Raw genomic sequence first — 26,339 nt, forward strand, 5'->3', positions numbered from 1 at the left:
CACGGTGGGGCGGAACTATATCGGGCATTTCGAAAATTCCAGTCCAAAAACAGGAAATTTCAAAGTTCAGCCTTGAAATATCGACAAAAAAGTGGCAAAAATAAAAGACCCTTTAAACTCGGTTTAAAGGGTCTTTGTTTGGAATGTCATTGCAAGTTCGTTATACTTGCAATAAATTGGGGTTAGTCACACCATTTTACAACGGGAATATGGTAAGGAACAATTTTAATAGCACGGTCATCGCCATTTGTCATTGTTTCTATCGCTTCGTGCAACCACCGCAGAGTAACCATAGCTTCCGCGACATCCGAACGGCCCATATTTTCAGTGTCGCTCAAAATATACTCTGTAAGTGTGAAATAAATCAGTTTTAAATGTTTAGCGGCCGCTTTCGGATCGAGGTAGTCGGTTAGACATGCGACCAGTTCGTCGAAATTGTACTGATTAGCAAACTGCGCAACTTGTGCGGCATCTCGTTGATAGGTAAACATAGCTTATAAGATTTAGGAAATGAAAAAAAGCCACTCTAAGGTGTCCTACGCTCTTATAAGAAAGCGCTGGGGCGTTTCCACTACCCACACCATAAGTGGCTATAATTCTGTGATTTGTTTTTGCAAAAGGCATGACTTATAAGATTTAGGATATGCAAATATAGTAAAAGAGACGGAATAAAATACAAAGTTTATCAAAAAATCGGATTGCCAAGGGTTGAAAATAATTTGTATATAGGTTATAAACAATTTTTTGCCATGGCGCATATATGAAGGATATTTGTGCTATCCAAATACTTTTACATGACATACACATTTATCATCTCCGACGAAAGCGTCAATGCGGACGGCTTTGTTATTCAGACAAAGGGCATCCGCACGGAACGTTTTAAAAAGAATCCCGTGATGCTCTACATGCACGCACGGGAAAAAGGCGTTATAGGCCGCTGGGACAACATCCGGACCGAGGGTTCGCAATTGATTGCCGACGCCGTATTCGACGAAAATAACCCGCTCGGAAAAGAGGTTAAAGAGCGTGTAGACGGCGGCTTTCTGCGCTCGGCGTCTATCGGCCTGTCTGTTCTCAATTACGAGAGGATCGACGGCGTAGACACCGTAACGGACTGCGAACTGACCGAGGTGTCGATCGTCGATATCCCGTCCAATCGGAACGCCGTCAAACTGTTCGACAAAAGGGGGCTTATCGTATTGAGCCTTAAAGAATCGGCAGACGGGGACAAAGACCTGCGTACGCAACTGATCGAGGTGCTGAAACTGCCTGCAACAGCGACGGATGGGGAGATCATAGAAACCGTAACAGCCCTATCCGGTAATGCAGGCCCGGCGGAACCCGACACGGAAAAGGCCCTGCGGCTGGGGTATGTCGAATCGTCGCAGCTCATGCTCCTGAAACACATGGCACGGACCGACAAATCGGCATTCCGCAAGTTCATGCAGGACAAGGAGCAGGCCGCGGCGGTGGATATAGACAAAGAGTTGAAACAAGCCGTCAACCTCGGTAAATTCGGTATGCCTGACCGTGTGTATTCGAGCATATCGGCAAACAGTTGGGTGTCAAGGCTCTGAAGGAGGTCCTCGAAGTCATGCCCGAAAAGGTGTCGTTTGCGGCTTTCTTCGGCCCGAACCGCAACGACATGACCAACCGGGCCAACTGGGGACTGAAAGAATACCGCAAATACGATCCGCAGGCATTGAGCGATGATCCGGAGTTATACGCCCGCCTGCGGGAGAAAGAATACGGGGAAGAACAGGAACCGTATCATAACCTGGCCTATTACCGCAAACATAACCCCGAGTATCTGGCACAACATCCCGACCAATACGAGCGGTTGCTTGCCCGCGAACGTAAAAACAAGTAACGAACAATCAATTACAAATACAATATTTATGGCATTAAACAGAGAGGTCTGGATAGACCAGGTAAAAGAGGGTTTCTACCCCGACGACAGTTTCCTGCAAAAGGCGACGGACTATTCGCAGTTCGTGGATCACAACCGCCTGCACATCGCGTCGGCGGGTATCGACCCGAAGGTTTTGGTCAATAATACGACCTATCCTATCTCGGTGATCGGGCGTGATGACGAGGACAACGAAATCCGGCTCGACAAGTTCGAGACCGAAAACACCATCGTCCGCCGCCCCGAAGCGCTGGAGTACAGCTACGACAAACTCGAAAGCGTTATCGGCCAGCACCGTTCGACGCTCCGGGCAAGTGTGGCGACGAAAGCCGCGCACGCTTATGCCCCGGCGGAAGATACCGAAAACACTCCCGTAATTATCACGACGGGCGAAAGCATCACGGGCCGCAAGCGGTTGCGGTTTGCGGACATCCTCGCGCTGAAAGAGCGTTTCGACGATGTGGACGTACCGCTCGATGAACGTTATCTCGTGTTGCATCCGAAGCACGTTTCCGACCTGCTGCTCGAAGACCTCAAACTCTTCAAGGATCTGACGAGCATCAAAGACGGCGAGCCGCTGAAATTCGCCGGGTTCGGCTGTTACGCTTTCTCGCGCATGCCGACGTACCGCATGATGGACGGCGTGCTGAAAAAGGTCGCATTCGGAGCGGCAGCGGCCGAGGGAGACAGGTTCGCCTCGTTCGCGTTCTACGCAAAGGAGGTGATGAAAGCCGACGGAGATATTCACATGTACGCCACGGAGAACGACCCCAAAGAGCGTGTGACGATCGTAGGTTTCGACAAACGGTTCGTAGCATTACCGATCCGCGGCAAGGGCATCGGCGCGATTGTCAGCGCATCCGTTTAAAGGGCCTTTAAACCCGCTAAATTTCGTGTATTATGGCATACAACAATAAGAACTACCTCGAAAAGATAAAACAGGCCGTAGAGGTGACAAAAGCGCACTATGAACCGGGGCGGCAGGATCGGAATCATCGGTGGGTATGGAACAATTATATTTATGATATGTTTCATGTCGGATATATCACATATCTGTCCTGGTTGCGCCGGGACCCTGATTATAGCGCTTATATCAAGCGGTTAAAAGCCGAACGCAGGGCGGATATGGAAGCGCGAAAGGCCGAGAGGATGAAGAACCCCCGCAGGGCACGCAGAACACCCGCGCAGCACCGGGTTAGAAAGGTGTCCTGACCTGTTCCCTGAAGACTGCGAAACCCGAACAGTTGCCGCCCGTCGATCATTTCGGCGGGCGGTATTATTTTCTATTCCAAAACTCCGGAAAACGTGGTCAATGAAAAGGGCCACTATTTTGACCACAAACGAAAATTCCGAAAAACGTGGTCAAATACAGAATATCAGCCAGCAAAAAATCAATACCAAAACTCCAAAAAACGCCTACAATTTAAACGTAGGCAAAATTGTAGGCCTAAATGTAGGCAAACGAAAACTCCAAAAAGCGCCTACAAATACAGACTATCGAATCACCAAAAAACAATACCAAAACTCCGAAAAACGCCATGTTTTCAAAACATAGCAAAGAGCATGGCAAACGAAAACTCCCAAAAACGCCATGCTTTAAGGAGAAATTTTACTTACCAAAATTCCTTATCAAATACAGAATACCCGAAAGGCGTAGATAGCATTCGTTGAATGCAGATTGGTTGCTAACAGGTCGGGGAGAAATTTTGCTTACCAAAACTCCAAAAAACGTCACCTTTTACTGAATACCCGACAGGCGAAGAGAGTTTCGAGAAGAATGTCGCCGATGTTGCTGTAGATAAGGTTTTCAAACTGCGAACCGATCGCCTGATTGATCGTCAGCAGATACCTAATGGTATCTCCGAAGAAAATCTATTGAGATTTCTCTCATATTATAACGATGTAAATCCTATTTGGCTGTTGACTGGAGAAGGAGAAATTTTGCTTACCAAAACTCCAAAAATCCCGGTCAAATCCCGAATACCCGAAAGGTGAAAAAACTTTCGAGAAGAATGTCACCGATGTTACCGTAGATAAGGTTTTCAAGTTGCGAACCGATCGTTTGATTGACCGCCAGCAGATACCTATATATGACATGGAGGCCGTCGCTGGTCTTGTTCCGCTGTTTGCAGACCAATACAGCCAGTCGATCGTCGGGTCATGGAGACGACACTGATCCCCAAATGCGACGGAGGACTGCGTATCGTAGGGGATTCGATGTACCCGCTGCTGAAAAGCGGAGACATCGTGTTTTACAAGCAGGTACATGACATCATGCACAGCATTATATGGGGTGAAATGTATCTGATTTCGTTCGACATTGACGGAGACGAGTACGTTTCGGTGAAATACCTGCAAAAATCCGATATACCTGATCACATCGTGCTGGTCAGCTATAACGAGCACCACAAACCGATGGAGATACACATCAACCGCATCCGGGCGCTTGCTTTTATCAAGGCGTCGCTGCGTCTGAACTCGCTCAAATAGGGGACAGATCGGTCATTATACTATAAAGCCCGCACAAACCACGTTTAAATGGTCGTGCGGGCTCGTCTTTGTGGTGAATTACCACTGAATATTGCGGTTACGCATTGAATTGGGGCGTTTCGCCTTGAAATTCCTGCACTGAAATTACGGTAAATTACGCAGCTAAAATTTGGCCGTTCTATCCTAACTATCTACTTTACAATCGTTTCATCTCTTTTATCCCTTTTGGAGTTTTCGTTCTGCCCCTTACAGAACCATCCCGGCTGACGCCCGAAATCGTCGCCAGCCTGGGACTCGCTCCGGAGGAGGTCGCAGCCCTGCACGGTCTGGTCGAACGCTGCAACGAGGCGGCTTTGGCCCGGCTCCAGGCTGAATACGATGCGCTGAAAAGACCGGCGGCATCGTTCTCTGACGTCTCCGGTCGGTTCCGCGCTTCTTTCGGATGCAAAAAAACAGGATGCCTTTTCAGACATCCTGTTTTCTCTTTCCGACCGCGGGATTATTTCTTCTCCGTGCGGGTCATGCGCTTCTCCTTGATGCGGGCCTTCTTGCCGGTCAGGTCGCGCAGGTAGTAGATGCGTGCGCGGCGTACGACACCGATCTTGTTGACCTCGATCTTGTCGATGTGAGGCGAGTAGAGGGGGAAGATACGCTCCACGCCCACGCCGTTCGAAATCTTGCGGATCGTGAACATCTTGGTCTTGCCCGAGCCTTTGATCTGGATAACCACACCGCGGAAGCTCTGCACGCGCTCCTTGTTTCCCTCGACGATCTTGTAGGAGACGGTGATCGTGTCACCGGCCTTGAACGACGGCACGTCGGCGTCCGTCTTGGGCCACATCTGCTCGTTGACGAGCTTGATGATTGCGTCTTTGTTCATTGTTGCAACAATTTTTGTGTTTCGCATTCGACATTCCCGCTGCGCCGGGGCTACCATACAGGTCCTTTGCCTGTAATCCCGCGAATTGGTTTGGCTGCGTCTGAAGCATTCGCTTTCCGCCCGCCGTACCCGTCCGCATCTGCCGTAGCGCCCAATGGAAGAGGTTGATATACGCCCGAAAGGGACTGCAAATATAGGAAGAATTTTCCGAACGGTGCAACTATTGCATGAAAAAAGCGCGATATTATTCGTATCTTTGCGGGAAAACGATTTGAAAGATGAATGAAAGACTGATACTCGTAACCAACGACGACGGATACGATTCGAAAGGCATGGAGGCCGCCATAGAGGTCGCCCGGGCCTTCGGCCGCGTGGTGGTCGTGGCTCCCGAGACGACGCAGAGCGGCATGAGCCAGGCCATCACGATGTACAATCCGCTTTACCTGCGCCGCATCCGCGAGGAGGAGGGCGTCGCGGTTTACGCGTTTTCGGGAACGCCGGTTGACTGCGTCAAAATGGCCTTCGACTACCTGCTGCGCGACGAGCGCGTGGACATGGTGATCTCGGGCGTGAACCACGGCTCCAACTCGGCCGTCAACGTCCTCTACTCCGGGACGATGGGCGCCGCCATCGAAGGCAGCTTCTACGGCTGTCCGGCTGTCGGGCTGTCGCTCGACGACCACGGGGCCGACGCCGATTTCGCCGCTGCGGTGGTCTACGGCCGGCGGATCGTCGGCGACATCTTCGCCGCGGAGGTCGAACTGCCGCTGTGCCTGAACGTGAACGTTCCGGTCGGCAGCGTCGGGGAACTCAAGGGAATGAAACTCTGCCGCCAGAACCGCGGTTTCTGGCGCGAAGAGTTCTACCGCCACGAAGACCCCCGGGGCCGGGAGTATTTCTGGCTCACGGGCGAATTCGTCAACGGCGAGCCTGAAGCCACCGACACCGACGAATGGGCGCTGGCCAACAAGTACGTGGCGGTGGTTCCCGTGCAGGTCGATCTGACGGATTACCGCCAGCTGAAGAATCTGACGAAGGTCTTGAAGTGACCGGAGAGGGGCGCCGGACCGGAAAATCGGCGGAGAGCAGTCCGAAGGCGGCATTTTTAATGCTTAATTCTTAATTTTTAATTATTTTTGTCAAAAAATGTCCGCCTATGCTGATCAAGATCCTGTTAGTCATAGCCATCGTCATCCAATGCGTCGCCACGGGCTATGCCCTGCGGTTGGTGCGCACCACCAAATACAATTCGGTGTGGATTCTTTTCATCGTGGGCTTTTCGCTGCTGTCGGTCGAACGCCTCATCCAGCTGCTTCTCGTATCGGGCTTCGAGGTCATTCCCCGCTGGTGGTTCGGTTATCTGGGGATCGTGATTTCGGTCTGCCTGTCGATCGGCGTGATGTACGCCCACAAGCTGTTCAAATACATCAACCGTCTGAACCGTCAGCGGTCGCTGCTCAACAAGCGTATCCTCACGGCCGTGCTCCGCACCGAGGAGAAGGCCCGGTCGCGTTTCTCGAAGGAGCTGCACGACGGTCTCGGGCCGCTGCTCTCTTCGGCCAAAATGTCGCTTACGGCCCTCGCGCGTGAGGAGCACGACGCCGAGCAGCGCGAGATCATCGACAATACGACCTATGTGATCGACGAGGCGATCCGCTCGCTGCGCGAGATTTCGAATAACCTTTCGCCCCACGTGCTCAACGACTTCGGGCTGGCGCGGGGCGTGCAGAACTTCATCGACAAGAGCGCTGCGATGCACGACGTGAAGATCCGTTTCACGACGAACCTCCGTTCGGAACGTTACGACACCGACATCGAGGTGATTCTCTACCGCGTGATCTGCGAACTGATCAACAACTCGCTCAAGCACGCCGCCTGCTCGGCGATCAACCTTTCGCTGTCGCAGAACGGCTCGGAGCTGACGCTCGACTATACCGACAACGGCCGCGGGTTCAATCCGCAGGCGATGATGGACTGCGGCATGGGGCTTTCGAACATCGCGTCGCGCATCAACTCGCTGGGCGGCACGTTCGACATCGCCTCGGCCAAGGGCAAGGGCATGCGCGCCGCCATCCGCGTCAATACGCAGGAGGAGCCTGCGCCGCTGAACCGCAACCACAACCGCAAACGCCGTCGCCGATAATGGAACCGTACAAGATCATCCTGGTCGACGACCATTCGCTTTTCCGCAACGGCCTGCGGGGGCTGCTCGAACGCTGTGCGGCGTGCCGCGTGGTCGGCGAGGCGGCCAGCGGCGAGGAGTTTCTGGCGATGCTCGGCGGCGTCGCCGCCGATGTCGTGTTCATGGATTTCGCCATGCCGGGGCTGGACGGGGCGCAGACGACCGAGCGGGCGCTGGCGCAGCGTCCCGATCTCAAAATCATCACGCTCTCGATGTTCGGCGAGGAGAGTTACTATTCGCGCATGGTCGAAGCCGGAGCGCGGGGCTTTTTGCTGAAGGATTCCGACATCGGCGACGTGATCGAGGCTGTCGAGACGGTGGCGGCGGGCGGCAGCTATTTTTCGCCGCAGCTGCTTTCGTCGCTCACGGGACGCATGCGCACGCGGGAAGACGCCGCGGACGAACAGCTGTCGTCGCGCGAACGTGAAATCCTGGTGGCCGTCTGCCGGGGGCTGTCGAATCAGGAGATCGCCGACGAACTTTTCATCTCGAAGCGCACGGTCGACAAGCACCGCGCCAACATCCTCGAAAAAACCGGCTGCAAGAACACCGCGTCGCTGGTGGTCTATGCCATCCGCAACGGCATCGTCGACATTTAGGGTTCGATTTTATGCGGCAATTTCCGCACATCCCTCACGCGGGGCGAACGGGACGTACGTCGGTACTACCCGTCCGCCCCGCGTCTTACGATGCACAAAACTTGCCGGTCTAAAATCACCCCCCCCTCCGCCTTTTAGGCGGGATTACAGCAGCGGCGAGAACACCCGCATCAGCGACTCCGCCCAGCGGCGCGGCCGCGGGCGGTTGAACCATTCTCCGGGCGTCAGGGCATGACAGCGCGAGGCGTCGTCTTCGAATACCCCAGCCATGCGGGCCGTGAACTCTCTGTCGTAGACAAAGGCGTTGACCTCGAAATTGTGTTCGAAGCTGCGGAAATCCATGTTCGCCGAGCCGATGACGGTCAGGGAGTCGTCGATGATCAGCAGTTTGGAGTGTAGGAAGCCGGGTTTGTAGAAGAGAATCTTCACCCCGGCCTTCATCATGTCGTCGAGATAGGAGTGCGACGCCAGGTCCACGACCTTCGAGTCGGAGCGCGCCGGGAGCATCAGCCTTACGTCGATGCCGGCCAGCGCCGCCACTTGCAGGGCCGAGTTCAGCACGTCGGACGGGAGGTAGTAGGGGGTCTGTATCCAGATTCGCTTCCGGGCGTTCGAGACGGCGTAACTGTCGGCCTGCAACAGTGCCCGCCACTTGCCGAACGGTCCGCTCGGCACGATCTGCAGGATGTCGTCCGTATGGCGTTCCGCCGCGGGGTAGTACTCCGCGCCTGCGATGTGCCGCTTCGTGGTCGCCGACCAGTCGCTCAGGAACGACGCCTGCAACCCCGCCGCGCCGCTGCCCTCGATCCGGAAGTGGGTGTCGCGCCACGATCCCCACTCCGTGCCGCGGACGTAGCGGTCGGCGATGTTCATGCCGCCGATGAAGCCGACGCAGCCGTCGATGACGGCTATTTTGCGGTGGTTGCGGTAGTTGACCTTGCTGGTGAAAAGCGGGAACTTGACGTGCAGGAACGCGAACGCCTCGATTCCCTCGCGGCGCATCCCCTCGAAAAAGGACTTTTTCACGCCGCTGCACCCCACGTCGTCGTAGAGGATGCGCACCTCGACCCCTTGCCGGGCTTTCGCGACCAGCGCGTCGCGCAGGCGGCAGCCCGTCGTGTCGTCGCAGAAGATGTAATACTGGATGTGGATGTGGTGCTTCGCCCGGGCGATCTCCGCAAGCAGCGCCTCCATCTTCGACTTGCCGTCGGTGTAGGGCGTGATGCGGCTGCCGTAGAGCGGCACGGAGTGGATCGTCGCGGCGAGCAGCCGGGCCAGCGGGAGGTGCTCGTCCGGGATGTCGGGCCGTCCGTCGTCGAGAGCCTCTTCGAGCTGCATGGTGATGCGTTTGCGCGTGCGGCGCGAGATGATGCGCTGCTTGGAGAGGTTCTGTCCGAAGAAAAAGTAGAAGACCAGCCCCACGACCGGGGCGAACACCAGCACGATGATCCACGGCAGGGTCTTCAGCGGGTTCCGGTTGTCGGTGATGATGACCAGGACGATGCCGAGGATCGTGACCGTGTAGATTACAAGAAAGGCATATGTCAGTATCTGCTGCATATCCGTCGGTTTCTTCTCATCGCGCGGTTGGGCGTTGCGCGCCGGAAGCGGGGGTTACTGCCTGGGGAAACGCACCGAGTAGAGCAGGTGTTCGAGTCCCCGCATGTAGTTGCGCTTGCGGGGTTTGTTCAGATCGGGGGCGTAGACGTAGCAGTCGAGCGTGAAGACGCGGTTGGTGGCCGTGTCCACGGTCGTATAGCTGACGAACGGGCCTCCCATGAAGTCGCCGTGCACGTCCCAGAATCCGCGGAGTTCGCACCACAGGCGTCCCTCCATGCGGAACAGGCGGTAGTCGGGGGCGAAAGCGTCCGAAGTGATCATGTACGAACCCTCCGACGGGCCGGGAATCTGCGCCGCGTACTTGTTGCGTGCGGCTACCAGCGCCTCTTCCGTGAGCGACTGCTTGCCTTCGTAGGGGTAGGAGTAGATGAAGAATCCCTGACTGGCGGTCGGGTATTCGTTGCGCGCCCAGATGAAGTCGGGTTTCTGTGCGGCCAGCGTGTAGCCCTTCGGAACCTTCATCTCCACGCCGAACGTTTTGAGAATGGCCGACTCGATGCCGGGGTTGCCATAGGTCTCGTTGGCCTTCACGGCGCGGTCGCGTTCGGCCTTTTCGAGCGCATAGACGAGGTTCTCCCGGTTTTCCGAGAGGTATTTCACCAGCGCTCCGTCGCTGGGGCCTTGCAGCGTCATCACGATCTGCGGATCGGACGTCACGTCGTACTGCACGGCGGTCGTGGTCTCCTTCAGCTCCGGATCGACCAGAATCTTGAGGATGTTGCGATGATCGGCGACCATGCCCGTGAAGCCGCGTTCGGTGACGCGCAACACGTCGAAGATCGGCTCGATCTGGTTCAGATAGGGCACCGGGGCGGTGAAAATCGCGCGCAGCGAATCTCCGACCTCGCCCGTCCACTCCGCCTGGGGACATACCACGATCAGTTCGTAGGGTTTTCCCTGTGCACTTTTTTTCGAATTGTTCAGGGTCTTGAAGGCGTCGCAGCCTGCTGCCGTCGCGACGATCAGCGCTGCGATCGTTATCCGGAAAAGCGTTTTCATAGTCGGTCGATTCGAGTTGTCTTTATCACAAATATACGTATATTTTTCCAAATGGCGCGGAATTTCACTATTTTTGCCGCGTTATGCGTTTGAAACCGCCAAAAATAGTCCGGCGCCTGATGCCGGACCTGATCTGGGAGATCGACGACGAGGACGGCGTGTTCCTGACCTTCGACGACGGTCCCACGCCGGGCGTCACGGAGTGGATTCTTTCGACGCTGGACAAGTACGATGCCAAAGCGACCTTCTTCGTGCTGGGCAAGAACGTCGAGATGTATCCCGACCTCTACAAGCGCATTCTCGACGCCGGGCACAAGGTGGGCAACCACACCTATTCGCACCAGAAGGGATGGGGCATGAGCCTCGAACGCTATACGGAGGATGTCGATTTTGCCAACGATCTGATCCACAGTGAACTGTTTCGTCCGCCCTATGCGCGCATCACCCCGGCGCAGGCGCGTTTCCTGGGCCAGCGTTACAAACTGGTGATGTGGGACATCATCTCGCGCGACTACAACCGCCGCCTGTCGCCCCGCACCTGCCTGAAGAACGTCACGAAACACCTCGCGCCGGGCGCCATCGTGGTGTTCCACGACAGCGAAAAGGCCTTCCGCAACATGCGTTACGCACTTCCCCGTACGCTGGAAAAGATCCGGCAGATGGGCCTCAAATGCAAGGCGATAGAGCTTTGAGGCCGTTCTGCGGGCGTTTGCAGCGGGCCGTGGCCCCGGGAATAGGAATTTCCGGATTTTTTTCGTAACTTCGCGGCGCGAAAAAACAACAATTATAAACCATATTCCTATGACAATTACAGCAGCTGACATCAAGATCGGCATGTGTATCGAAATGGACGGCAAGACGTTCCTTGTGGTCGATTTCCAGCACTGCAAACCGGGCAAAGGCCCTGCCTTCGTCCGTTCGAAACTCAAGAATCTGGAAAACGGCCGCGTGCTGGAAAACACCTTCTCGTCGGTAAGCCAGAAGATCGAGCAGGTGCGCGTCGAGCGCCGTCCTTATCAGTTCACCTACGAGGATGATCTGGGAGCGCATTTCATGCACACCGAGACTTTCGAGGAGATCAACATCGACCGGAACCTGATCAACAACTACGACCTGATCACCGACGGTCAGATCGTCGAGGTGATGTTCCACACCGAGAAGGAGGCCGTTCTTTCGGCCGAACTTCCTCCGATCGTCGATATGGAGGTGATCTACACCGAGCCGGGCATCAAGGGCGACACGGCGTCGACCAACTCGCTGAAACCCGCGACGGTGAATTCCGCGACGGCGAAGGACGGCGCCACGATCCGTGTGCCGCTGTTCATCAACACGGGCGACAAGATCCGTGTCGACACCCGCACCCGTGAGTACTACGAGCGCATCAAATAGGCGGAAGTTACGGCTTCGAAAAAAGGGAGGACGATGCAGTCCTCCCTTTTTCGTTTCCCTCCCCTCTTCGGGTCACTCGATTGTCAGGCTGCGTCCTTTGGGATATTTCACGGCGTAGCGCAGGCGCAGTTCGCGCTGCTCGCCGGGTTTCAGCTCCAGTCTCCAGGTGACGATGCCGCTCTCCTTGTCCAGCTGGCCTCCGCTCAACTCCTCGGCCGATACAGCGATGGCGCTGTTGCGCGATACGGGCAGCTGGTCGGCGAGCGTCAGCACGACGGGTTCCGGGCGTGTGTTGCGCACGGAGAACTTCCACGCCACGGTCTGTGTCTGGTTCGAACCGATGGCGCGGCGCGACGAATAGTCGTTCTCCTTGGTGCGTTCGATGCGGATGCTCCGGTCGCGGCCCATCGAGAAGCGGAGTGTGTCGCTCGTCTGACCGGGATCGAGGATGCTCTTGCCGACGAACGTGTTTTCGAAATAGACGTTCGCCTCGCCCTGCAACAGGTTGAGTCTCTCCCAGCCGGTGGCCTCCGCCACGAGGAAGGCGTCCTTGTCGATCTTCGGCGTGCTCTGGTAGATATAGGCGGCCGGCAGGTCGAACCTCCCGATTTCGGCTGCGACGCTCTTGCCGTCTGAAGGGATGGTGTAGGGCTGTCTGATTTCGAACTCGTAGCCCAGCTGGCTCTGCGTCTGCTCCACCTCCATCACGGCGCTCTCGGCGTCGAAGTCTGCAAAATCGACTTCCGCCACCTTTCTGTCCGAAGCCGCTGTGCCGCGAATCCGGACACCCGGTGCGGCGCCTGCCAGTTGATTCGAGACGCCGTATCCCATGACGACCACGTCGTCCAACTTCGTCGCATCCTCCTGCATCACGACGTTCATCGTGTTGCCCGTGATTCTCTCCGTTCGGGGTATGTAGCCGACGTAGCTGAATTGCAGGCTGGAAGCACCGTTGGGAATGGTGATCGAGTAGCTGCCCCGGGTGTCGGTGACGGCGCCGATGGTCGTGCCGGGAATCAGGACGGTCGCTCCGGGCAGGGGTTTGCGCTGATGGTCGAGGACTGTTCCCGACACGGTGTTGCTCGTCATGTTGAGGTTGTAGCGGGGCGGGACGAGACCGTAGTCGAGCCGCCAGGTCTGCAATTTCGGGGCGATGCTCCCGGTATTGGGGTTCGACGAGGAGAGCGTCAAGGCGACGTTCTTCCACTCCTCTCCGGTGTTCTGGAAAATATTGGCCTTGTAGGAGATCTCCACCGGCTCCGACAACCCGCCCGAACGGATGTCGTACGAGGGGAACCAGCCGGCGTTGCGGACGTAGTAGGTCAGCGTGAACGACGCCTTGCAGGTCGCGGGGGCTTCGATCCGCACCTCCACTTCGCTCATCGGGTCCGACTGTCTGCCGCCCAGATTCACCAGTTCGGCCAGAATCTGCCGTCTGCGCTCGTTGATTTTCTCCTCTTCCGCGTCGAGGGAGAGCGCCTTGCTTTTCAGCGCTTCCAGCCGTGCGGCATAGTACTCGTTCAACTCCCTGATGGCGGCCAGCGGGGTGGCTACGTTCCGGTTGGCGACCGAGCAGTTCGTTTTCAGCAGTTCGCTCTCCGCATCCACGACCTCGCGCGAGGCCTTCAGCCGGTCCAGCTGCCGCTGCGTCTCTTCGAGCGTCTGTTCGAGCGTCTTTTGGCGGGTCGAGCGTTCGAGACTGTCGGTGTGGTTGAAAAGCCGGTTGACGGCCGTCACCGTGAATGGACCTTTGGCGCTGACCTGCATGCTCTTGTCATCCAGATAGGGCGACAGGCCGGTGAATACGACCGTCGAATTTCCGGCCGGGAGGTCCACCTGCCGGGTGCGCGTCACCTGCGCCCCGTCGATGAACAGGGTCACTTTTTCAACGGAGGTCTTGACTTTCTGCGGTCCGGCTACGGCCGAAATTGCTGCGGACAACGCCAGCAGCAACAGCATGCGTTTCAGATTCATTGCTTTGTCGGTTTGGGTTGGTTACAGACAAAGTTAGTCAATTATTCCGAACGGCCAAACATCCGCGTCTGTTGCCCGCACCGCACCTGTTGCCCGCACCGCGCCTGCATCTCGCCGCCGCGTCTGTTGCCTGTCCGCGCCTGCTTTTCGCCGCCGCGCCTGTTGTCCGTCCGCGCCTGTTGTCCGCACCGCGCCTGTTGTCCGCACCGCGCCTGCATCTCGCCGCCGCGTCTGTTGTCCGCCCGCGCCGCGCCTACTCGAACTCCTGCATCACGCGCTCCATCTTGCGGCGGATCTGGGCCGTGCAGAGGTTGCCGATGCTGCCTTCGTGGGTGTGGCGCACCTCGCGTGTGGGCGTGTATTCGCCCCTTTGGACGGCCATGCCCACCTGCTTGTAGGCCTCGCGGAAGGGCGTGCCCGCCAGCACCATCCGGTTGACGTCCTCCACCGTGAACAGATAGTCGTATTTTTTGTCGTCGAGGATGTGCTCGTTGACGCGGATGTGCGCAAGCATGAAGTCGCACATCGCGAGCGTGCGTTTGATCTCCGTCGTCGCCGGGAAGAGGATGTCCTTCAACAGTTGCAGGTCGCGGTGGTAACCCACGGGGAGGTTGGTCGTCAGCAGCGCGATCTCGTTGGGAACCGATTGCAGGCGGTTGCAGCGTCCGCGCATGATCTCGAAGACGTCGGGATTCTTCTTGTGGGGCATGATGCTCGACCCGGTGGTCAGCTCGTCGGGCAGCGACACGAACCCGAAATTCTGGCTCATAAACAGACATACGTCCATCGCCAGCCGGCCGATCGTCGCGGCCACGGCGGCGATGGCGGCCGCTGCGGCGCGTTCGCTCTTGCCGCGGCTCATCTGCGCCGCCACGACGTTGTAGTGCAGCTCCTCGAAGCCCATCAGACGGGTGGTCATCGTGCGGTCGAGCGGGAACGACGAGCCGTATCCGGCGGCCGATCCCAGCGGATTCTGGTTGGCGATGTGCCACGCCGCGGCCACCAGACGCATGTCGTCCGCGAGCGTCTCGGCATAGGCCCCGAACCACAGCCCGAACGACGAGGGCATGGCGATCTGAAGGTGGGTGTAACCCGGCATCAGCACCTCCTTATACTTTTCGCTCTGCTCCTGCAACCGGCCGAAGACCCTCTTCACGGCGTCGGCCACCTGCCGCAGTTCGTCGCGCAGGAACAGTTTGAGGTCCACGAGGACCTGATCGTTGCGCGAACGCCCCGAGTGTATTTTCTTGCCCGCATCGCCCAGCCGGCGGGTGAGCATCAGCTCGACCTGCGAATGAACGTCCTCCGTGCCGGGTTCGATCTCGAAACGCCCGGCTTCGATCTCCGCGGCGATCTCTTTCAGCCCTGCGGTGAGTTTTTCGAGTTCTTCCGCCGTCAGCAGTCCGATGGTCTCGAGCATGGCGATATGCGCCAGCGACCCTTCGACGTCGTAGCGCGCCAGGCGCATGTCCAGTTCGCGGTCGTCGCCCACGGTGTATTCCTCGATCATTTTGTCCGGCTCGTAGCCTTTATCCCAAAGTTTTCCAGCCATATTCCTGTGCTAATTTTCCGATGTACTTTTCATAAACGGCGATTCCCTCCGCGATCTCCTCGAGGAGGACGAATTCGTCGGCCGTGTGCGACCGCGACGATTGTCCGGGACCCATCTTGAGTGCCGGGAAGGGCATCAGCGTGCGGTCCGAAGTGGTCGGCGAAACATAGGTTTCGCGTCCCGCGGCGACTGCGGCCTTCACCAGCGGATGTTCCCCGCCGACCGCCGCGGCGCGGATGCGCGTCGACCGCGGCACGGCGTCGGAGCGGAGGGCCGCCTGCAGAATCCCGACCGTCTCCTCGTTCGAGTAGGCGTCCGTCGTGCGGACGTCCACGACGAAACGGCACGTGTCGGGCACGACGTTGTGCTGCGTGCCCGCCTCGATCTGCGTCACCGCAATGCCGATGGGTCCTAACAGTTCCGATTCCCGTTCGAAGCGGAAAGAGCGCAGCCGCGCGATGTCGTCCAGCGCGATGTAGAGGGCGTTGACCCCTTCGCCGCGCGCCGCGTGGCCGCTCCGGCCGTGCGCCGTGCAGTCCAGGACGACCAGTCCCCGTTCGCCTGTTGCGGCCTGCATCCCCGTCGGTTCGCCCACCAGCGCCATGTCCACTTTCCCCAGGGCGGGCAGCAGGGCGCGGATGCCGTTTTCGCCCATGCACTCCTCCTCGGCCGAGATTCCCAGCACGAGGTTGAAGGGCAGCGGACGTGTGCGGAACGTGAGAAAAGTCTCCAACAGACATACCACCGAAGCCCCTGCGTCGTTGCTTCCCAGTCCGTAAAGCTTTCCGTCCTCGACGGTGGGCGCATAGGGGTCCCGCGTGTACGATGCCGCCGGGCGTACCGTGTCGTGGTGCGAATTCAGGAGCAGCGTCGGTCGTGCGGGGTCGAACCCCTCGGCCCGTGCCCAGACATTGTTCGCAAGCCGTTCGGGCGCCGCTCCGCGTTGGGCGAGGAATGCGTGGAGCAGGTCTGCCGTGCGCGCCTCGTCGCGCGAGCGGGAGGGCGTCGCGATGAGCTGTTTTAAGAGTTCTACGGCCTCTGTGATGTGTGCGTCCAAATTTTAATTTTAATAGAATTAGCTACATTCGTGTTGCAATCGACTGCGGTTCGGAACGACGCCATCCCCCTCCTTGAGGGAGGGCCGGGGTGGGGTCAGATTTGAATACGACGCCGAAGGCGGCGAGTACGGCGGTTGACAGCATCCGGGGCATGGATCAGGCAATTACGACATCGAACTATTCTAATTGTGAATTATGAATTCCGGATCACCGTTCCGATTCCGTTCGACAGGTTTTCGGAGCTTCGGATCGTCACGCTCCGCACCCCTTTTTCGACGGCTTTCAGGGCATTTTCGATCTTGGGGATCATCCCTTTGCTCACGACGCCGTCGGCCTTGAGCGGCGGATAGGTTGCGGCCGTGATCTCGTGGATCAGCGACGTGTCGTCGTCCGGGTTGCGCAGAACCCCGGCTTTCTCGAAGCAGAAAACCAGGTCTGTCGGGGCAATTTCCGCCGCGCCCAGCGCTACGGCCGAAGCCACGCTGTCGGCGTTGCAGTTCAGCAGGGTCCCTTTTCCGTCGTGCATGATGGCCGAGAAGACGGGCGCCATGCCGTCTTCGAGCAGCCTGCGCAGCAGCGCGGAGTCCACCCGTTCGATGTCGCCCACGAACCCGTAGTCGACCGGCTGGGGGCTGCGGCGCCGGGCCGTGACGGCGTTTCCGTCGGCGCCCGACAGCCCGAGGGCGTTGCATCCTGCGGCCTGCAATCCGGCCACCGCCTGCTTGTTGATCAGCCCGGCGTAAACCATCGTCACCACGTCGAGCGTTCCCTTGTCGGTGATGCGGCGTCCGTCGACCATCTGCACCTTCAGCTCCAGCCGCTCGGCCAGCCGCGTGGCCAGTTTCCCGCCTCCGTGCACGAGTATTTTGGGGCCTTCCAGCGCGGCGAACTCCTTCAGAAAGCGTTTCATCGCCGCGGGGTTGTCGATGACGTTGCCGCCTATTTTTACGACTGTGATCCGTTCCATCAGTTCAGACCCTCCAGCAGTCGTTTGAGTACCACCTGGGCCGCGATCTCGCGGTTCGCGGCCTCGGGGATCACCAGCGAACGGGGCGATTCGATCACCTCGTCCGTGACGATCATGTTGCGCCTTACGGGCAGGCAGTGCATGAAGCGGGCGTTGTTCGTGAGCGCCATCTTCTCCGCATCGACCGTCCATGCGCGGTCGCGCGACAGCACTTTGCCGTAATTGGGGTCCGTATAGGCGGCCCAGTTCTTGGCGTAGACGAAGTCGGCGCCTTCGAGGGCCTTGCGCTGGTCGTATTCGACGCGCGCCGCGCCCACGAACTTCGGGTCCAGTTCGTACCCTTCGGGGTGGGTGATGACGAAATCGTAGTCCGCGGCGTTCATCCACTCGGCGAACGAGTTGGGCACGGCCTGCGGCAGGGCGTTGGGGTGCGGCGCCCAGGTCATCACGACCTTCGGACGCTCCACGGCCTTGTGCTCCTCGATGGTGATCAGGTCGGCGAAACTCTGCAACGGGTGGCGCGTCGCGGCCTCCATCGAGAAGACCGGACGGCCCGAGTGGCGGATGAACTGCTCCAGCACGCGTTCCTCGTAATCCTCGGCTTTGTCCTGAAACCGTGCGAACGATCTTACGCCGATCACGTCGCAGTACGATCCCATGACCGGAATGGCTTCGAGCAGGTGTTCGGCCTTGTCGCCATCCATCACCACACCCCGCTGGGTTTCGAGTTTCCACGCCCCCTGGTTGACGTCGAGGACCATGACGTTCATGCCGAGGTTCATGGCGGCCTTCTGGGTCGAAAGCCGCGTGCGGAGGCTTGAATTGAAGAAGAGCATCAAAAGGGTCTTGTTGCGCCCCAGTCCCGTGAACTGGAAGCGGTCGCGCTTGATCTCCAATGCTTCGGCGACAGCCTGACGAAGGTCGCCGATGTCTTCTACGCAGGTGAATTTATCCATGGATTCGTTTTTTTGTTTTTTGTTAAATTATCTGGCTTCCATCTCGGAAGGCTGTCTCTGGATCGTCCTCTAAACCCCGCCTTTTAGGCAGGCGGCAGCTCGCGGGGGAATGCTATGAAGCAACGCGCAATAGCAGGCCTTCGCAGGGCGGAGCTGCGGCCTGCCGGCGTAAAACGCCTGTTTTATGGGGTCCGGAGCAAAAGTCGGCCTTTTTCACCTTTCACTTTTCACCTTTCACCTTTCACCTTGTCGAACGCCGTGAGGAAGCGGTCCGCCATCTCTTTTGTCAAGCACAGCGCCGGCAGCAGCCTGACGGTCGAAGCTCCCGCCCCGCCCGTGAAGATGTGCTTGTCGAAAAGCAGTTTCTTGCGCAGCTCCGGACCCGATCCGTCGATCTCTATGCCGATCATCAGGCCGCGTCCGCGCACCTCTTTCAGTCCGCCGATCTTGTGCAGTTCGGCCAGAAGGTAGTCGCCGATCTCGGCGGCGTTTTCCACCAGAGCGTCGCGCTCGATCACCTCCAGCACGGCGATGGCCGCCGCACAGGCCAGGTGACTGCCGCCGAAGGTGGTTCCCAACAGCCCCGGACGCGCCTCGAAGTGGGGCGCTATGAGCACGCCGCCGATCGGGAATCCGTTGGCCATGCCTTTGGCCGTGGTGATCAGGTCGGGGCGGATGCCGGCGGCCTGGTGGGCGAAGAAGCGGCCCGTGCGGCCGTATCCCGACTGGATTTCGTCGAGCACCAGCTGCGTCCCGGTCTCGGTCGCCGCGGCGCGCACGGCGCGCAGGAACTCGTCCGTCGGGCAGTGGATGCCCGCAACGCCCTGAATGCCCTCGACGATCACCGCCGCGAACTCCCGCGTGGCGAGCTTCGCGCGCATCGCCCCGATGTCGTTCAGGGGGGTGAACTCCACGTTCGGCGTGCGGTTGAAGGGCGACGAGATCGCCGGATTGTCCGTCACGGCGACGGCTCCCGACGTGCGGCCGTGGAAGGCCTTCGAGATGGCGAGCGCCTTCGACCGGCCCGTGTGGAACGACGCCAGTTTCAGGGCGTTCTCGTTGGCCTCGGCCCCCGAGTTGCAGAGGAAAAGGCGGTAGTCGTCGTAACCCGAGATGCGGCCCAGTCTCTCCGCCAACTTCACCTGAAGCGAATTCTCGACCGAGTTGGAGTAGAATCCGAGACGTGTGACCTGCTCCTGCACGGCCCGCACATAGTCGGGCTGCGCATGCCCGATCGAGATCACGGCATGGCCGCCGTAAAGGTCGAGGTACTCGGTTCCCGCCGCGTCGTAGACGTAGCAGCCCTTGCCCCTCACCGGTTCGATCGGATATAACGAATATACGTTGAAAAGTTCCATATGTACAAATTTACATTTATTGTCTTAATCGCAGTCTTTGACCGCGAAATTCTTTGTACTTTTTGGCCGCAAAAAGTACCAAAAGCTCTCCGACGGATGCCTCTGCCTATGCCGTCCCGGCTAACGCTGGCTCCGGGCGCCCGCCTAAAAGGCGGGTTTTAGGGGGCTGCGCGAACATTCATAAAACAGGCGTCTTACGCCTGCGCTTTTAGCCGGGACTTCGTTTGACGGCTCGGCATCGGGCCGGATTCATTCGCCGCCAGAGGCGGCGTGAGAAGAGGCGCAGCAACCGAATCGGAAACGCGCATCCGGCCATCGCCTCTGGAAGCGGTTTTGGTGCTTTTAACTTCGCTGCGCTCGTTTTCCTCCTTCTGGCACGGCATAGCCCGCAAGCGGTCTCTGCTCGTGCTGCGTGCGTCGGTTGCCACCAAAAGGTAGTGTAAACCACGGTGGTACGCCGTGAATAACACCGGTCCGGATTAAAATGCCGAGGCTTTCAGCCGCAAACCCTCCTTTTCGTCCAGCCCGAACATCAGGTTCATGTTCTGCACGGCCTGTCCCGACGCCCCTTTCAGCAGGTTGTCGATGACCGAGACGACGTGCAGTTTCCCGCCGTATTTGGCTGTGTGGAGCAACGCCTTGTTGGTGTTGACCACCTGCTTGAGGTTCACGTCGCGTTCCGTGACGCGGGTGAATGCCGAGGGGGCGTAGAAGTCGGCGTAGAGCTTCGATGCCGCTTCGCCGTCGAGCGGACACGCCGTGTAGACACTCGCCAGGATGCCCCGCGTGAAGTCGCCGCGCATCGGCACGAAGTTCACTTCGCGGTCGAACGACGGCTCCAGCAGCCGCAGGTTGCGCCCGATCTCCAGGAGATGCTGGTGCGTGAAGGCCTTGTAAACCGAAATGTTGTCCGACCGCCAGCTGAAATGGGTCGTGGCCGAGGGTTTTACGCCTGCGCCCGTCGAACCCGTCACCGCCGTCACGTGCGCCTCGTCCTGCAACAGCCCCGCGGCGGCCAGCGGCAGCAGCGCCAGCTGGATCGCCGTGGCGAAACAGCCCGGGTTGGCCACGCGCTCCGCCCGGCGGATGCGTTCGCGGTTCAGCTCCGGAAGCCCGTAGACGAATCCGCACGACTCGTCGCGGAAATCCTGCGCCAGGTCGATGATCTTCACGCCTGCGGGGATCGTGTTCTCTTCCATCCAGACCCGGCTCTGCCCGTGGGCCGAGCAGAGGAACAGCACGTCGATCGCCCCGAGGTCGTACGCGTCGCAGAACCGCATGCCGGTGTCGCCCTCCAGTCCTCCGTGCACCTGCGCGAGGCGGTTGCCCGCGTTCGAAGTGCTGTGGACGAAGGCGATCTCCGCCTGCGGATGGTTCACCAGCAGGCGGATCAGTTCGCCGGCGGTGTACCCGGCGCCTCCGATGATGCCGACCCGGATCATTTCTTGTTGCGTTTCTGGACGTTGTAGAAAATCTTGATCTGGTTGCCGAGGATCTTCGTGAATCCCTTCACGTCGTCGGCCGTCCACGCCTTGTTGACCTCGCCGTACTCGCCGAAGTCGGTCTTCATCAGGTCGAACGTCGAGTCGACGCCCACGAGCGTATAGTTGCGCGGCCGCAGGATCAGCTCCACGGTTCCCGTCACGTTGCGCTGCGAGGAGAGGAGCATCGCCTCGATGTCGCGCATCACCGGTTCGAGGTACTGCGCTTCGTGGAGGAACATGCCGTACCACGTCGCCACCTGGTCTTTCCAGTAGGTCTGCCATTTGGTCAGCGTGTGTTTTTCGAGCATCTTGTGCGCGGCGATGATCAGCATCGGCGCGGCGGCCTCGAAGCCCACGCGGCCCTTGATGCCGATGATCGTGTCGCCGATGTGCATGTCGCGGCCGATGCCATATTTCGCCCCGATGGCCTCCACGGCGCGGATGGCCTCGACCTTGTCCGTGTAGGGCGTGCCGTTGACCGCCGCCAGCTCGCCCTGCTCGAAGGTGAGTTTGAGCCGCTCCTCGCCCTCGGCCGTGATCTGGCTCGGATAGGCCTCCTCGGGGAGTGTCTGCTCCGAGTGGAGGGTCTCCTTGCCGCCGATCGAGGTTCCCCACAGCCCCTTGTTGATCGAGTACTCCATCTTCTTGTAGTCGGCCGTGATGCCGTGCTTGCGGAGGTAGTCGATCTCGTATTCGCGCGTCAGGGTCATGTCGCGCGTTGGGGTGATGATCTCGATCTCGGGGGCGAGGATCTGGAACGTCAGGTCGAAGCGCACCTGGTCGTTGCCCGCGCCGGTCGAACCGTGGGCCACGGCGTCGGCGCCGATCTGTTTGGCGTATTCGATGATGGCGATGGCCTGGAAAATGCGCTCCGAACTTACCGAAATGGGGTAGGTCCCGTTGCGCAGGATGTTGCCGAAGACCATGTAGCGGATGCTTTTCTCGTAGTACTCCTGCTCGATGTCGAGCGTCGCGTGTGCCGTGGCGCCCAGCTCCATGGCGCGCTTCTCGATCTTTTCGAGTTCGGGTTTCGAGAACCCGCCCGTGTTGGCGATTGCCGTGTAAACGTCGTAACCCTTCTCCTCGGAGAGGTATTTTACACAAAACGAGGTGTCCAGACCGCCGCTGAACGCCAGAACCACTTTCTTCTTGGTTTCCATGATATTCTGTTTTTTTGTTTTTTTATTCATGCTGCCGGAGTGCAAATCCTCCGGTCGTTGTCGCCGCCTTCGGCGTCGTTTGCAATTCTGACCTTCCCCTGAATCCCCTCCTCGGAGGGGACTTGTCGCGACGCGACCGGGTTGTCTCGAATGATATTTTCCGTTATTTCAGGTGGAACAGTTTTTTTACTTTGTTCCGGAAAAACATCCGGTAGGGGGCCAGCCGCGACTGTTTCGCGGGCGGTTCCTTGGCCGGGTCGTAGAGCATGCCCGTGCAGAGGCACATGCGGCGGTTGTTGCGTTGCAGGATGTCGTAGTTGCAGCAGCCTTCGCAGCCGCGCCAGAACTCCTCGTCTTCGGTCAGTTCCGAGAAGGTCACGGGGACGTAGCCCATTCGCGAGTTGAGCTTCATAACCGGCAGCGACGTGGTGATACTGAATAACTTGGCATACGGGAATCGTCGTCGGGCCAGCTCGAAGGTTCGTCGTTTGATCTGTTCCGCGAGTCCCATATGGCGGTACTCCGGATCGACGATAAGTCCCGAGGTGGCGACGAAGTCGCCGTGACCCCAGCACTCGATATAGCTGAACCCGACCAGTTTTTCACCGTCCAGCGCCACGACGGCCTTGCCACCGGTCATTTTTGCGGCGATGTATTCGGGCGACCGCTTGGCGATGCCCGTACCCCGCTGCAGGGCCGACTCGTAGATCAGATCGCAAATACGCGGTGCGTAATGTGCGTGCGACGGGTCGGCGAAAACGACGCTGATTGTGTTGTTATTCATTTATCGTTTGTGTGGGTAAAAAGTTGTTTGCGGAATTAGTTGACGCGGTAGGCGCGCTGCACGCCCTTGATGCGCATGATCTGGTGTATGAGCGTGTCCACGACGGCCGTACCGGGCACTTCGACGGCCACTTCTCCCGCCACGCAGCCGTTCCCGGCGGGTGCGAAGTTCATCGAGCGGATGCCCAGTTTGAGATCGCGGACGATGACCTCGGTGATGTGGTTGGCCATGCCCGTGGTGTCGGCCGCCACGATGCGGATCGTGACGCGGAACGCCCCTTCGGCCGACTGCCGCCAGCGGGCGTCGATCACGCGGTAGGGGTAGTTCTCGCGCATGCGCTTGGCGTTGGGGCAGTCGCAGCGGTGGATGGTGATTCCCGCGCTGATCGTCACGAATCCGAACACGTCGTCGCCCTTGATCGGGTTGCAGCATTTGGCCAGCTTGTACTGGATTTTCGAGATGTCGTCGTCGATCACCAGCGCGTCCTGCGGAGCGGCCTTCTCCTGCGTGCCGTGCAGCGCGGCCTTCTGGCGTTCGATTTCGGCGGCCGCGGCGCGGCGCTCCTCTTCGGCTTCGCCCGAAAGGTGGCGTGAGAGGATCTCCTTGATCGACCCGAAGTCGAGCTTCTGGGTGGCGATCAGCGCGTAGACCTCCGTGCCGAGGCGCAGTTTGAAGTATTTGGCCAGGTAAGCCACCGCCTCGTCGATCGTGATGGCGAATTTCCAGTTCTTGAGTTTGCGTTCCAGCTCCTCGCGTCCCATGCGCGTGTGCTTGGCCTGCTCCTCGCGCAGGTAGGACTTGATCTTGTTGCGGGCCTTCGAGGTCACCACCAGCGACAGCCAGTCCGACTTGGGCGTCTGGTTTTTCTGGGTGGTGATCTCCACGATGTCGCCGTTGCGCAGCTGTTCGCGGATCGGCACGGCGCGGCCGTTGACCCGTCCGCCCACGCACGTCGATCCGAGCGAGGTGTGGATGTCGAAGGCGAAGTCGAGGAGCGTGGCCCCCTCGGGGAGTTTGCGCAGGTCGCCGTTGGGCGTGAAGACGAAGATTTCGCCCGACGCGGGCTTGGCGTCGAAACGCTGCGCCAGCGAGTGGGTCGTGTCCTCTATCAGTTCGCGCAGATGTCCCAGCCACATTTCGCTGGTCTGCGCCCCCTGGTTGACGCCCTTGTAGCGCCAGTGCGCGGCGATGCCTCGCTCGGCCACGGCGTCCATGCGCTCGGTGCGGATCTGCACCTCGACCCAGCGGCCTTCGGCCGACACGGTGGTGTGCAGCGACTCGTAGCCGTTCGACTTGGGGATCGAGATCCAGTCGCGCATGCGCTTGGGATTGGGCGTGTAGAAGTCCGTCACCACCGAATAGGCCGTCCAGCAGAGCTGTTTCTCGGCCTCCTGCGGGCAGTCGATGATGATGCGGATGGCGAAGATGTCGTAGACGCCCTCGAACGGGACGTGCTGTTTGTGCATCTTGTTCCAGATCGAGAAGATCGATTTGGTGCGGCTCTTGATGTGGTATTTGATGCCGAGGCGGTTCAGCCGCTGCTCGATCGGCACGAGGAACCGCCCGATGAAGGCCTTGCGCTCCTCGGCGCTCTCTTCGAGTTTTGTGACGACGTGCTCGTAATCCTTCGGTTCGAGGTATTTCAGGGCGATGTCCTCCAGCTCGCTCTTGATCGAGTAGAGACCCAGCTTGTGGGCGATCTGGGCGTAGAGGTTCATCGACTCCCAGCTCTTCTTGCGCCACTTTTCGCGGGGGAACATTTCGAGCGAACGCATCACTTCGAGCCGGTCGGCCAGTTTGATCAGGATGACGCGCGGGTCTTCGGAGTAGCTCACGATCAGGTCCCGGAAATTGTCGGCCTGCTCCTTGGCCACCTTGAGCTTCAGCTCCGAGATGTTGGCCAGACCCAGCGTGATGCCCACGACCTGATCGCCGAAGCGTTTGCGGATGTCGGCGCTCAGGGCGAGGAATTCTTCGGCGGGCAGCTGCTTGTGAGCGAGGCGCACCACGTCGTGCAGGATCGCCGAGATGGTGGAGTTGCGGCCCAGGCCCACCTCCGAGATCACGATCGAAGCCACCGCGGCGGCATGCTCCAGCAGGGGCGAGCCGTCGTAGCGCACCAGTCCGGCGAGTTTCCCGTCGGCATACTCCAGCGCCTCGTCGACGAGTGCCCGGGTCTGCTCCGAGAAATTCGCGCGCACGAGCGTGCGGAGTTTTTCGTACCGTGAAAAGTCCATTTTTACCTAACCAGATGACCTATGCTCGCAAAGATATGAAATTTTTTCATAAATTTGGCATGTACAATTGAACAGTTGTGTTATGGACAAGAAAAAGGCAGTTTACGTGCCGACCGTAGGCGAGGAAATCGGCAATGCCGTGTCCCACGGCGTGATGTCGCTGTTATCGCTGCTGGCCCTTCCTTTCGCCGCCGTGTGGGCCTATGCGCATGACCCCGGCGGGGTTCTGGCCTCGGTGTCGGTGTCGGTTTTCGTCATTTCGATCTTCCTGATGTTCCTCGCCTCGACGCTCTATCACTCGATGAACCCGCAGTCGAAGCACAAGGAGGTTTTCCACATCCTCGACCATATTTTCATTTACGTCGCCATCGCGGGCAGCTATACGCCCATCGCGCTGTCGGTCATCGGCGGCTGGCAGGGGGTGTTCATCACCGTCCTGCAATGGGCGATGGTGATTTTCGGGGTGTTCTACAAGTCGCTCTCCCGAAAGTCGATACCGGCCGTCAGTCTGACCATCTACCTGGTCATGGGCTGGACGATCGTCTTCTTCCTGCCGCTGTTCATCAGCCACGCTTCGACGCCCCTCGTGGCGCTGATCGCGCTGGGCGGCGTGCTCTATACGCTCGGCGCGTGGTTCTACGCCCGCAAGGGCTTCCGCTACCACCACATGGTGTGGCATCTGCTGATCGACCTCGCGGTTGCGGCGCACTTCGCCGGGATCGTGTTTTACCTCTACTGATT

General features: G+C 58.9%; 26 protein-coding genes. 12 read left to right on the top strand and 14 right to left on the bottom strand.

The annotated features are described in order from the left end of the window. Nucleotides 1-182 precede the first annotated feature (182 nt). Complete coding sequence (locus BHV64_RS02950; RefSeq protein WP_022062663.1) at nt 183-491, bottom strand: hypothetical protein; 309 nt, start codon at nt 489-491, stop codon at nt 183-185. A 303-nt stretch (nt 492-794) separates the two neighbouring features. Between BHV64_RS02950 and BHV64_RS02955 the strand changes: the two genes are divergently transcribed. The 6 genes from BHV64_RS02955 to BHV64_RS02980 all read left to right on the top strand — a co-directional run bounded on the left by BHV64_RS02955 (nt 795) and on the right by BHV64_RS02980 (nt 4,399). After that, nucleotides 795-1,577, top strand: coding sequence for an HK97 family phage prohead protease (locus tag BHV64_RS02955; RefSeq protein WP_022062664.1), 783 nt, complete (start codon nt 795-797; stop codon nt 1,575-1,577). After that, complete coding sequence (locus BHV64_RS02960; protein WP_022062665.1) at nt 1,559-1,870, top strand: hypothetical protein; 312 nt, start codon at nt 1,559-1,561, stop codon at nt 1,868-1,870. The genes BHV64_RS02955 and BHV64_RS02960 overlap by 19 nt, the downstream gene beginning before the upstream one ends. Before the next feature lie 28 nt (nt 1,871-1,898). Next, nucleotides 1,899-2,777, top strand: a complete 879-nt coding sequence (locus BHV64_RS02965; protein WP_015547016.1) for a hypothetical protein — start codon at nt 1,899-1,901, stop codon at nt 2,775-2,777. A gap of 32 nt (nt 2,778-2,809) precedes the next feature. Then, a complete protein-coding gene (locus BHV64_RS02970; RefSeq protein ID WP_015547017.1) occupies nt 2,810-3,121 on the top strand; it encodes a hypothetical protein in 312 nt (103 codons plus the stop codon). A 100-nt stretch (nt 3,122-3,221) separates the two neighbouring features. Next, nucleotides 3,222-3,464, top strand: a complete 243-nt coding sequence (locus tag BHV64_RS02975; protein WP_044054295.1) for a hypothetical protein — start codon at nt 3,222-3,224, stop codon at nt 3,462-3,464. A gap of 605 nt (nt 3,465-4,069) precedes the next feature. Next, nucleotides 4,070-4,399 carry a S24 family peptidase gene (locus BHV64_RS02980; RefSeq protein ID WP_015547018.1) on the top strand — a complete coding sequence of 110 codons (330 nt, stop codon included), beginning with the start codon at nt 4,070-4,072 and terminating at the stop codon, nt 4,397-4,399. A gap of 499 nt (nt 4,400-4,898) precedes the next feature. Here the strand turns inward: BHV64_RS02980 and rplS are convergent, their stop codons facing one another. Continuing rightward, on the bottom strand, nt 4,899-5,279 hold the full coding sequence (gene rplS / locus BHV64_RS02985) for a 50S ribosomal protein L19 (protein WP_015547020.1): 381 nt from the start codon (nt 5,277-5,279) through the stop codon (nt 4,899-4,901). A 278-nt stretch (nt 5,280-5,557) separates the two neighbouring features. On the opposite strand from rplS, the gene surE reads away from it, so the two are divergent. The 3 genes from surE to BHV64_RS03000 all read left to right on the top strand — a co-directional run bounded on the left by surE (nt 5,558) and on the right by BHV64_RS03000 (nt 8,060). Next, entirely contained in the window at nt 5,558-6,328 is a 771-nt protein-coding gene (gene surE / locus BHV64_RS02990) for a 5'/3'-nucleotidase SurE (protein WP_044054297.1), read from the top strand. Nucleotides 6,329-6,435: 107 nt separating this feature from the next. Beyond that, the gene (locus tag BHV64_RS02995; protein ID WP_147619480.1) at nt 6,436-7,422 is read left to right on the top strand and encodes a sensor histidine kinase; all 987 of its coding nucleotides are present in this window, start codon (nt 6,436-6,438) and stop codon (nt 7,420-7,422) included. Next, nucleotides 7,422-8,060 carry a response regulator gene (locus BHV64_RS03000; RefSeq protein WP_288115549.1) on the top strand — a complete coding sequence of 213 codons (639 nt, stop codon included), beginning with the start codon at nt 7,422-7,424 and terminating at the stop codon, nt 8,058-8,060. Before BHV64_RS02995 ends, BHV64_RS03000 begins: the two co-directional genes overlap by 1 nt. 144 nt (nt 8,061-8,204) lie before the next feature. On the opposite strand, the gene cls is transcribed toward BHV64_RS03000, so the two are convergent. Continuing rightward, a complete protein-coding gene (gene cls, locus BHV64_RS03005; protein WP_118406808.1) occupies nt 8,205-9,620 on the bottom strand; it encodes a cardiolipin synthase in 1,416 nt (471 codons plus the stop codon). Nucleotides 9,621-9,674: 54 nt separating this feature from the next. After that, complete coding sequence (locus BHV64_RS03010; protein ID WP_147619474.1) at nt 9,675-10,679, bottom strand: DUF4837 family protein; 1,005 nt, start codon at nt 10,677-10,679, stop codon at nt 9,675-9,677. Nucleotides 10,680-10,798: 119 nt separating this feature from the next. On the opposite strand from BHV64_RS03010, the gene BHV64_RS03015 reads away from it, so the two are divergent. Together BHV64_RS03015 and efp are read left to right on the top strand one after the other, a co-directional pair. After that, nucleotides 10,799-11,371 (top strand): polysaccharide deacetylase family protein, encoded by a 573-nt coding sequence (locus BHV64_RS03015; protein WP_015547026.1) that lies wholly within the window; start codon nt 10,799-10,801, stop codon nt 11,369-11,371. Between the two features lie 109 nt (nt 11,372-11,480). Beyond that, nucleotides 11,481-12,068: an elongation factor P gene (efp, locus tag BHV64_RS03020; protein WP_019152099.1), complete on the top strand. Its 588-nt coding sequence runs from the start codon at nt 11,481-11,483 to the stop codon at nt 12,066-12,068. Nucleotides 12,069-12,140: 72 nt separating this feature from the next. Here the strand turns inward: efp and BHV64_RS03025 are convergent, their stop codons facing one another. The 10 genes from BHV64_RS03025 to BHV64_RS03070 form a co-directional block, all read right to left on the bottom strand. Beyond that, complete coding sequence (locus BHV64_RS03025) at nt 12,141-14,042, bottom strand: DUF4139 domain-containing protein (protein ID WP_288115550.1); 1,902 nt, start codon at nt 14,040-14,042, stop codon at nt 12,141-12,143. Between the two features lie 253 nt (nt 14,043-14,295). Further along, the gene (argH, locus tag BHV64_RS03030) at nt 14,296-15,594 is read right to left on the bottom strand and encodes an argininosuccinate lyase (RefSeq protein WP_288115551.1); all 1,299 of its coding nucleotides are present in this window, start codon (nt 15,592-15,594) and stop codon (nt 14,296-14,298) included. Then, complete coding sequence (locus BHV64_RS03035) at nt 15,572-16,651, bottom strand: M20 family metallo-hydrolase (protein WP_217727572.1); 1,080 nt, start codon at nt 16,649-16,651, stop codon at nt 15,572-15,574. The genes argH and BHV64_RS03035 overlap by 23 nt, the downstream gene beginning before the upstream one ends. A 194-nt stretch (nt 16,652-16,845) precedes the next feature. Then, nucleotides 16,846-17,619 (bottom strand): acetylglutamate kinase, encoded by a 774-nt coding sequence (gene argB, locus BHV64_RS03040; protein ID WP_217727571.1) that lies wholly within the window; start codon nt 17,617-17,619, stop codon nt 16,846-16,848. Continuing rightward, entirely contained in the window at nt 17,619-18,575 is a 957-nt protein-coding gene (locus BHV64_RS03045; RefSeq protein ID WP_015547031.1) for an N-acetylornithine carbamoyltransferase, read from the bottom strand. The genes argB and BHV64_RS03045 overlap by 1 nt, the downstream gene beginning before the upstream one ends. A gap of 227 nt (nt 18,576-18,802) precedes the next feature. After that, nucleotides 18,803-19,933, bottom strand: coding sequence for an aspartate aminotransferase family protein (locus BHV64_RS03050; RefSeq protein WP_217727570.1), 1,131 nt, complete (start codon nt 19,931-19,933; stop codon nt 18,803-18,805). A gap of 479 nt (nt 19,934-20,412) precedes the next feature. Beyond that, entirely contained in the window at nt 20,413-21,375 is a 963-nt protein-coding gene (gene argC, locus BHV64_RS03055; protein WP_288115552.1) for an N-acetyl-gamma-glutamyl-phosphate reductase, read from the bottom strand. After that, the gene (argG, locus tag BHV64_RS03060) at nt 21,372-22,577 is read right to left on the bottom strand and encodes an argininosuccinate synthase (RefSeq protein ID WP_015547034.1); all 1,206 of its coding nucleotides are present in this window, start codon (nt 22,575-22,577) and stop codon (nt 21,372-21,374) included. Before argG ends, argC begins: the two co-directional genes overlap by 4 nt. A gap of 163 nt (nt 22,578-22,740) precedes the next feature. After that, nucleotides 22,741-23,361 (bottom strand): GNAT family N-acetyltransferase, encoded by a 621-nt coding sequence (locus BHV64_RS03065; RefSeq protein WP_147619462.1) that lies wholly within the window; start codon nt 23,359-23,361, stop codon nt 22,741-22,743. A gap of 35 nt (nt 23,362-23,396) precedes the next feature. Next, entirely contained in the window at nt 23,397-25,598 is a 2,202-nt protein-coding gene (locus BHV64_RS03070) for a RelA/SpoT family protein (protein WP_118406806.1), read from the bottom strand. A gap of 82 nt (nt 25,599-25,680) precedes the next feature. On the opposite strand from BHV64_RS03070, the gene trhA reads away from it, so the two are divergent. After that, on the top strand, nt 25,681-26,337 hold the full coding sequence (trhA, locus tag BHV64_RS03075) for a PAQR family membrane homeostasis protein TrhA (protein WP_118406805.1): 657 nt from the start codon (nt 25,681-25,683) through the stop codon (nt 26,335-26,337). Nucleotides 26,338-26,339: the final 2 nt, after the last annotated feature.

Origin of the sequence: Alistipes sp. 56_sp_Nov_56_25 (assembly GCF_001915285.1) — a bacterium.
Lineage (GTDB): Bacteria > Bacteroidota > Bacteroidia > Bacteroidales > Rikenellaceae > Alistipes > Alistipes shahii.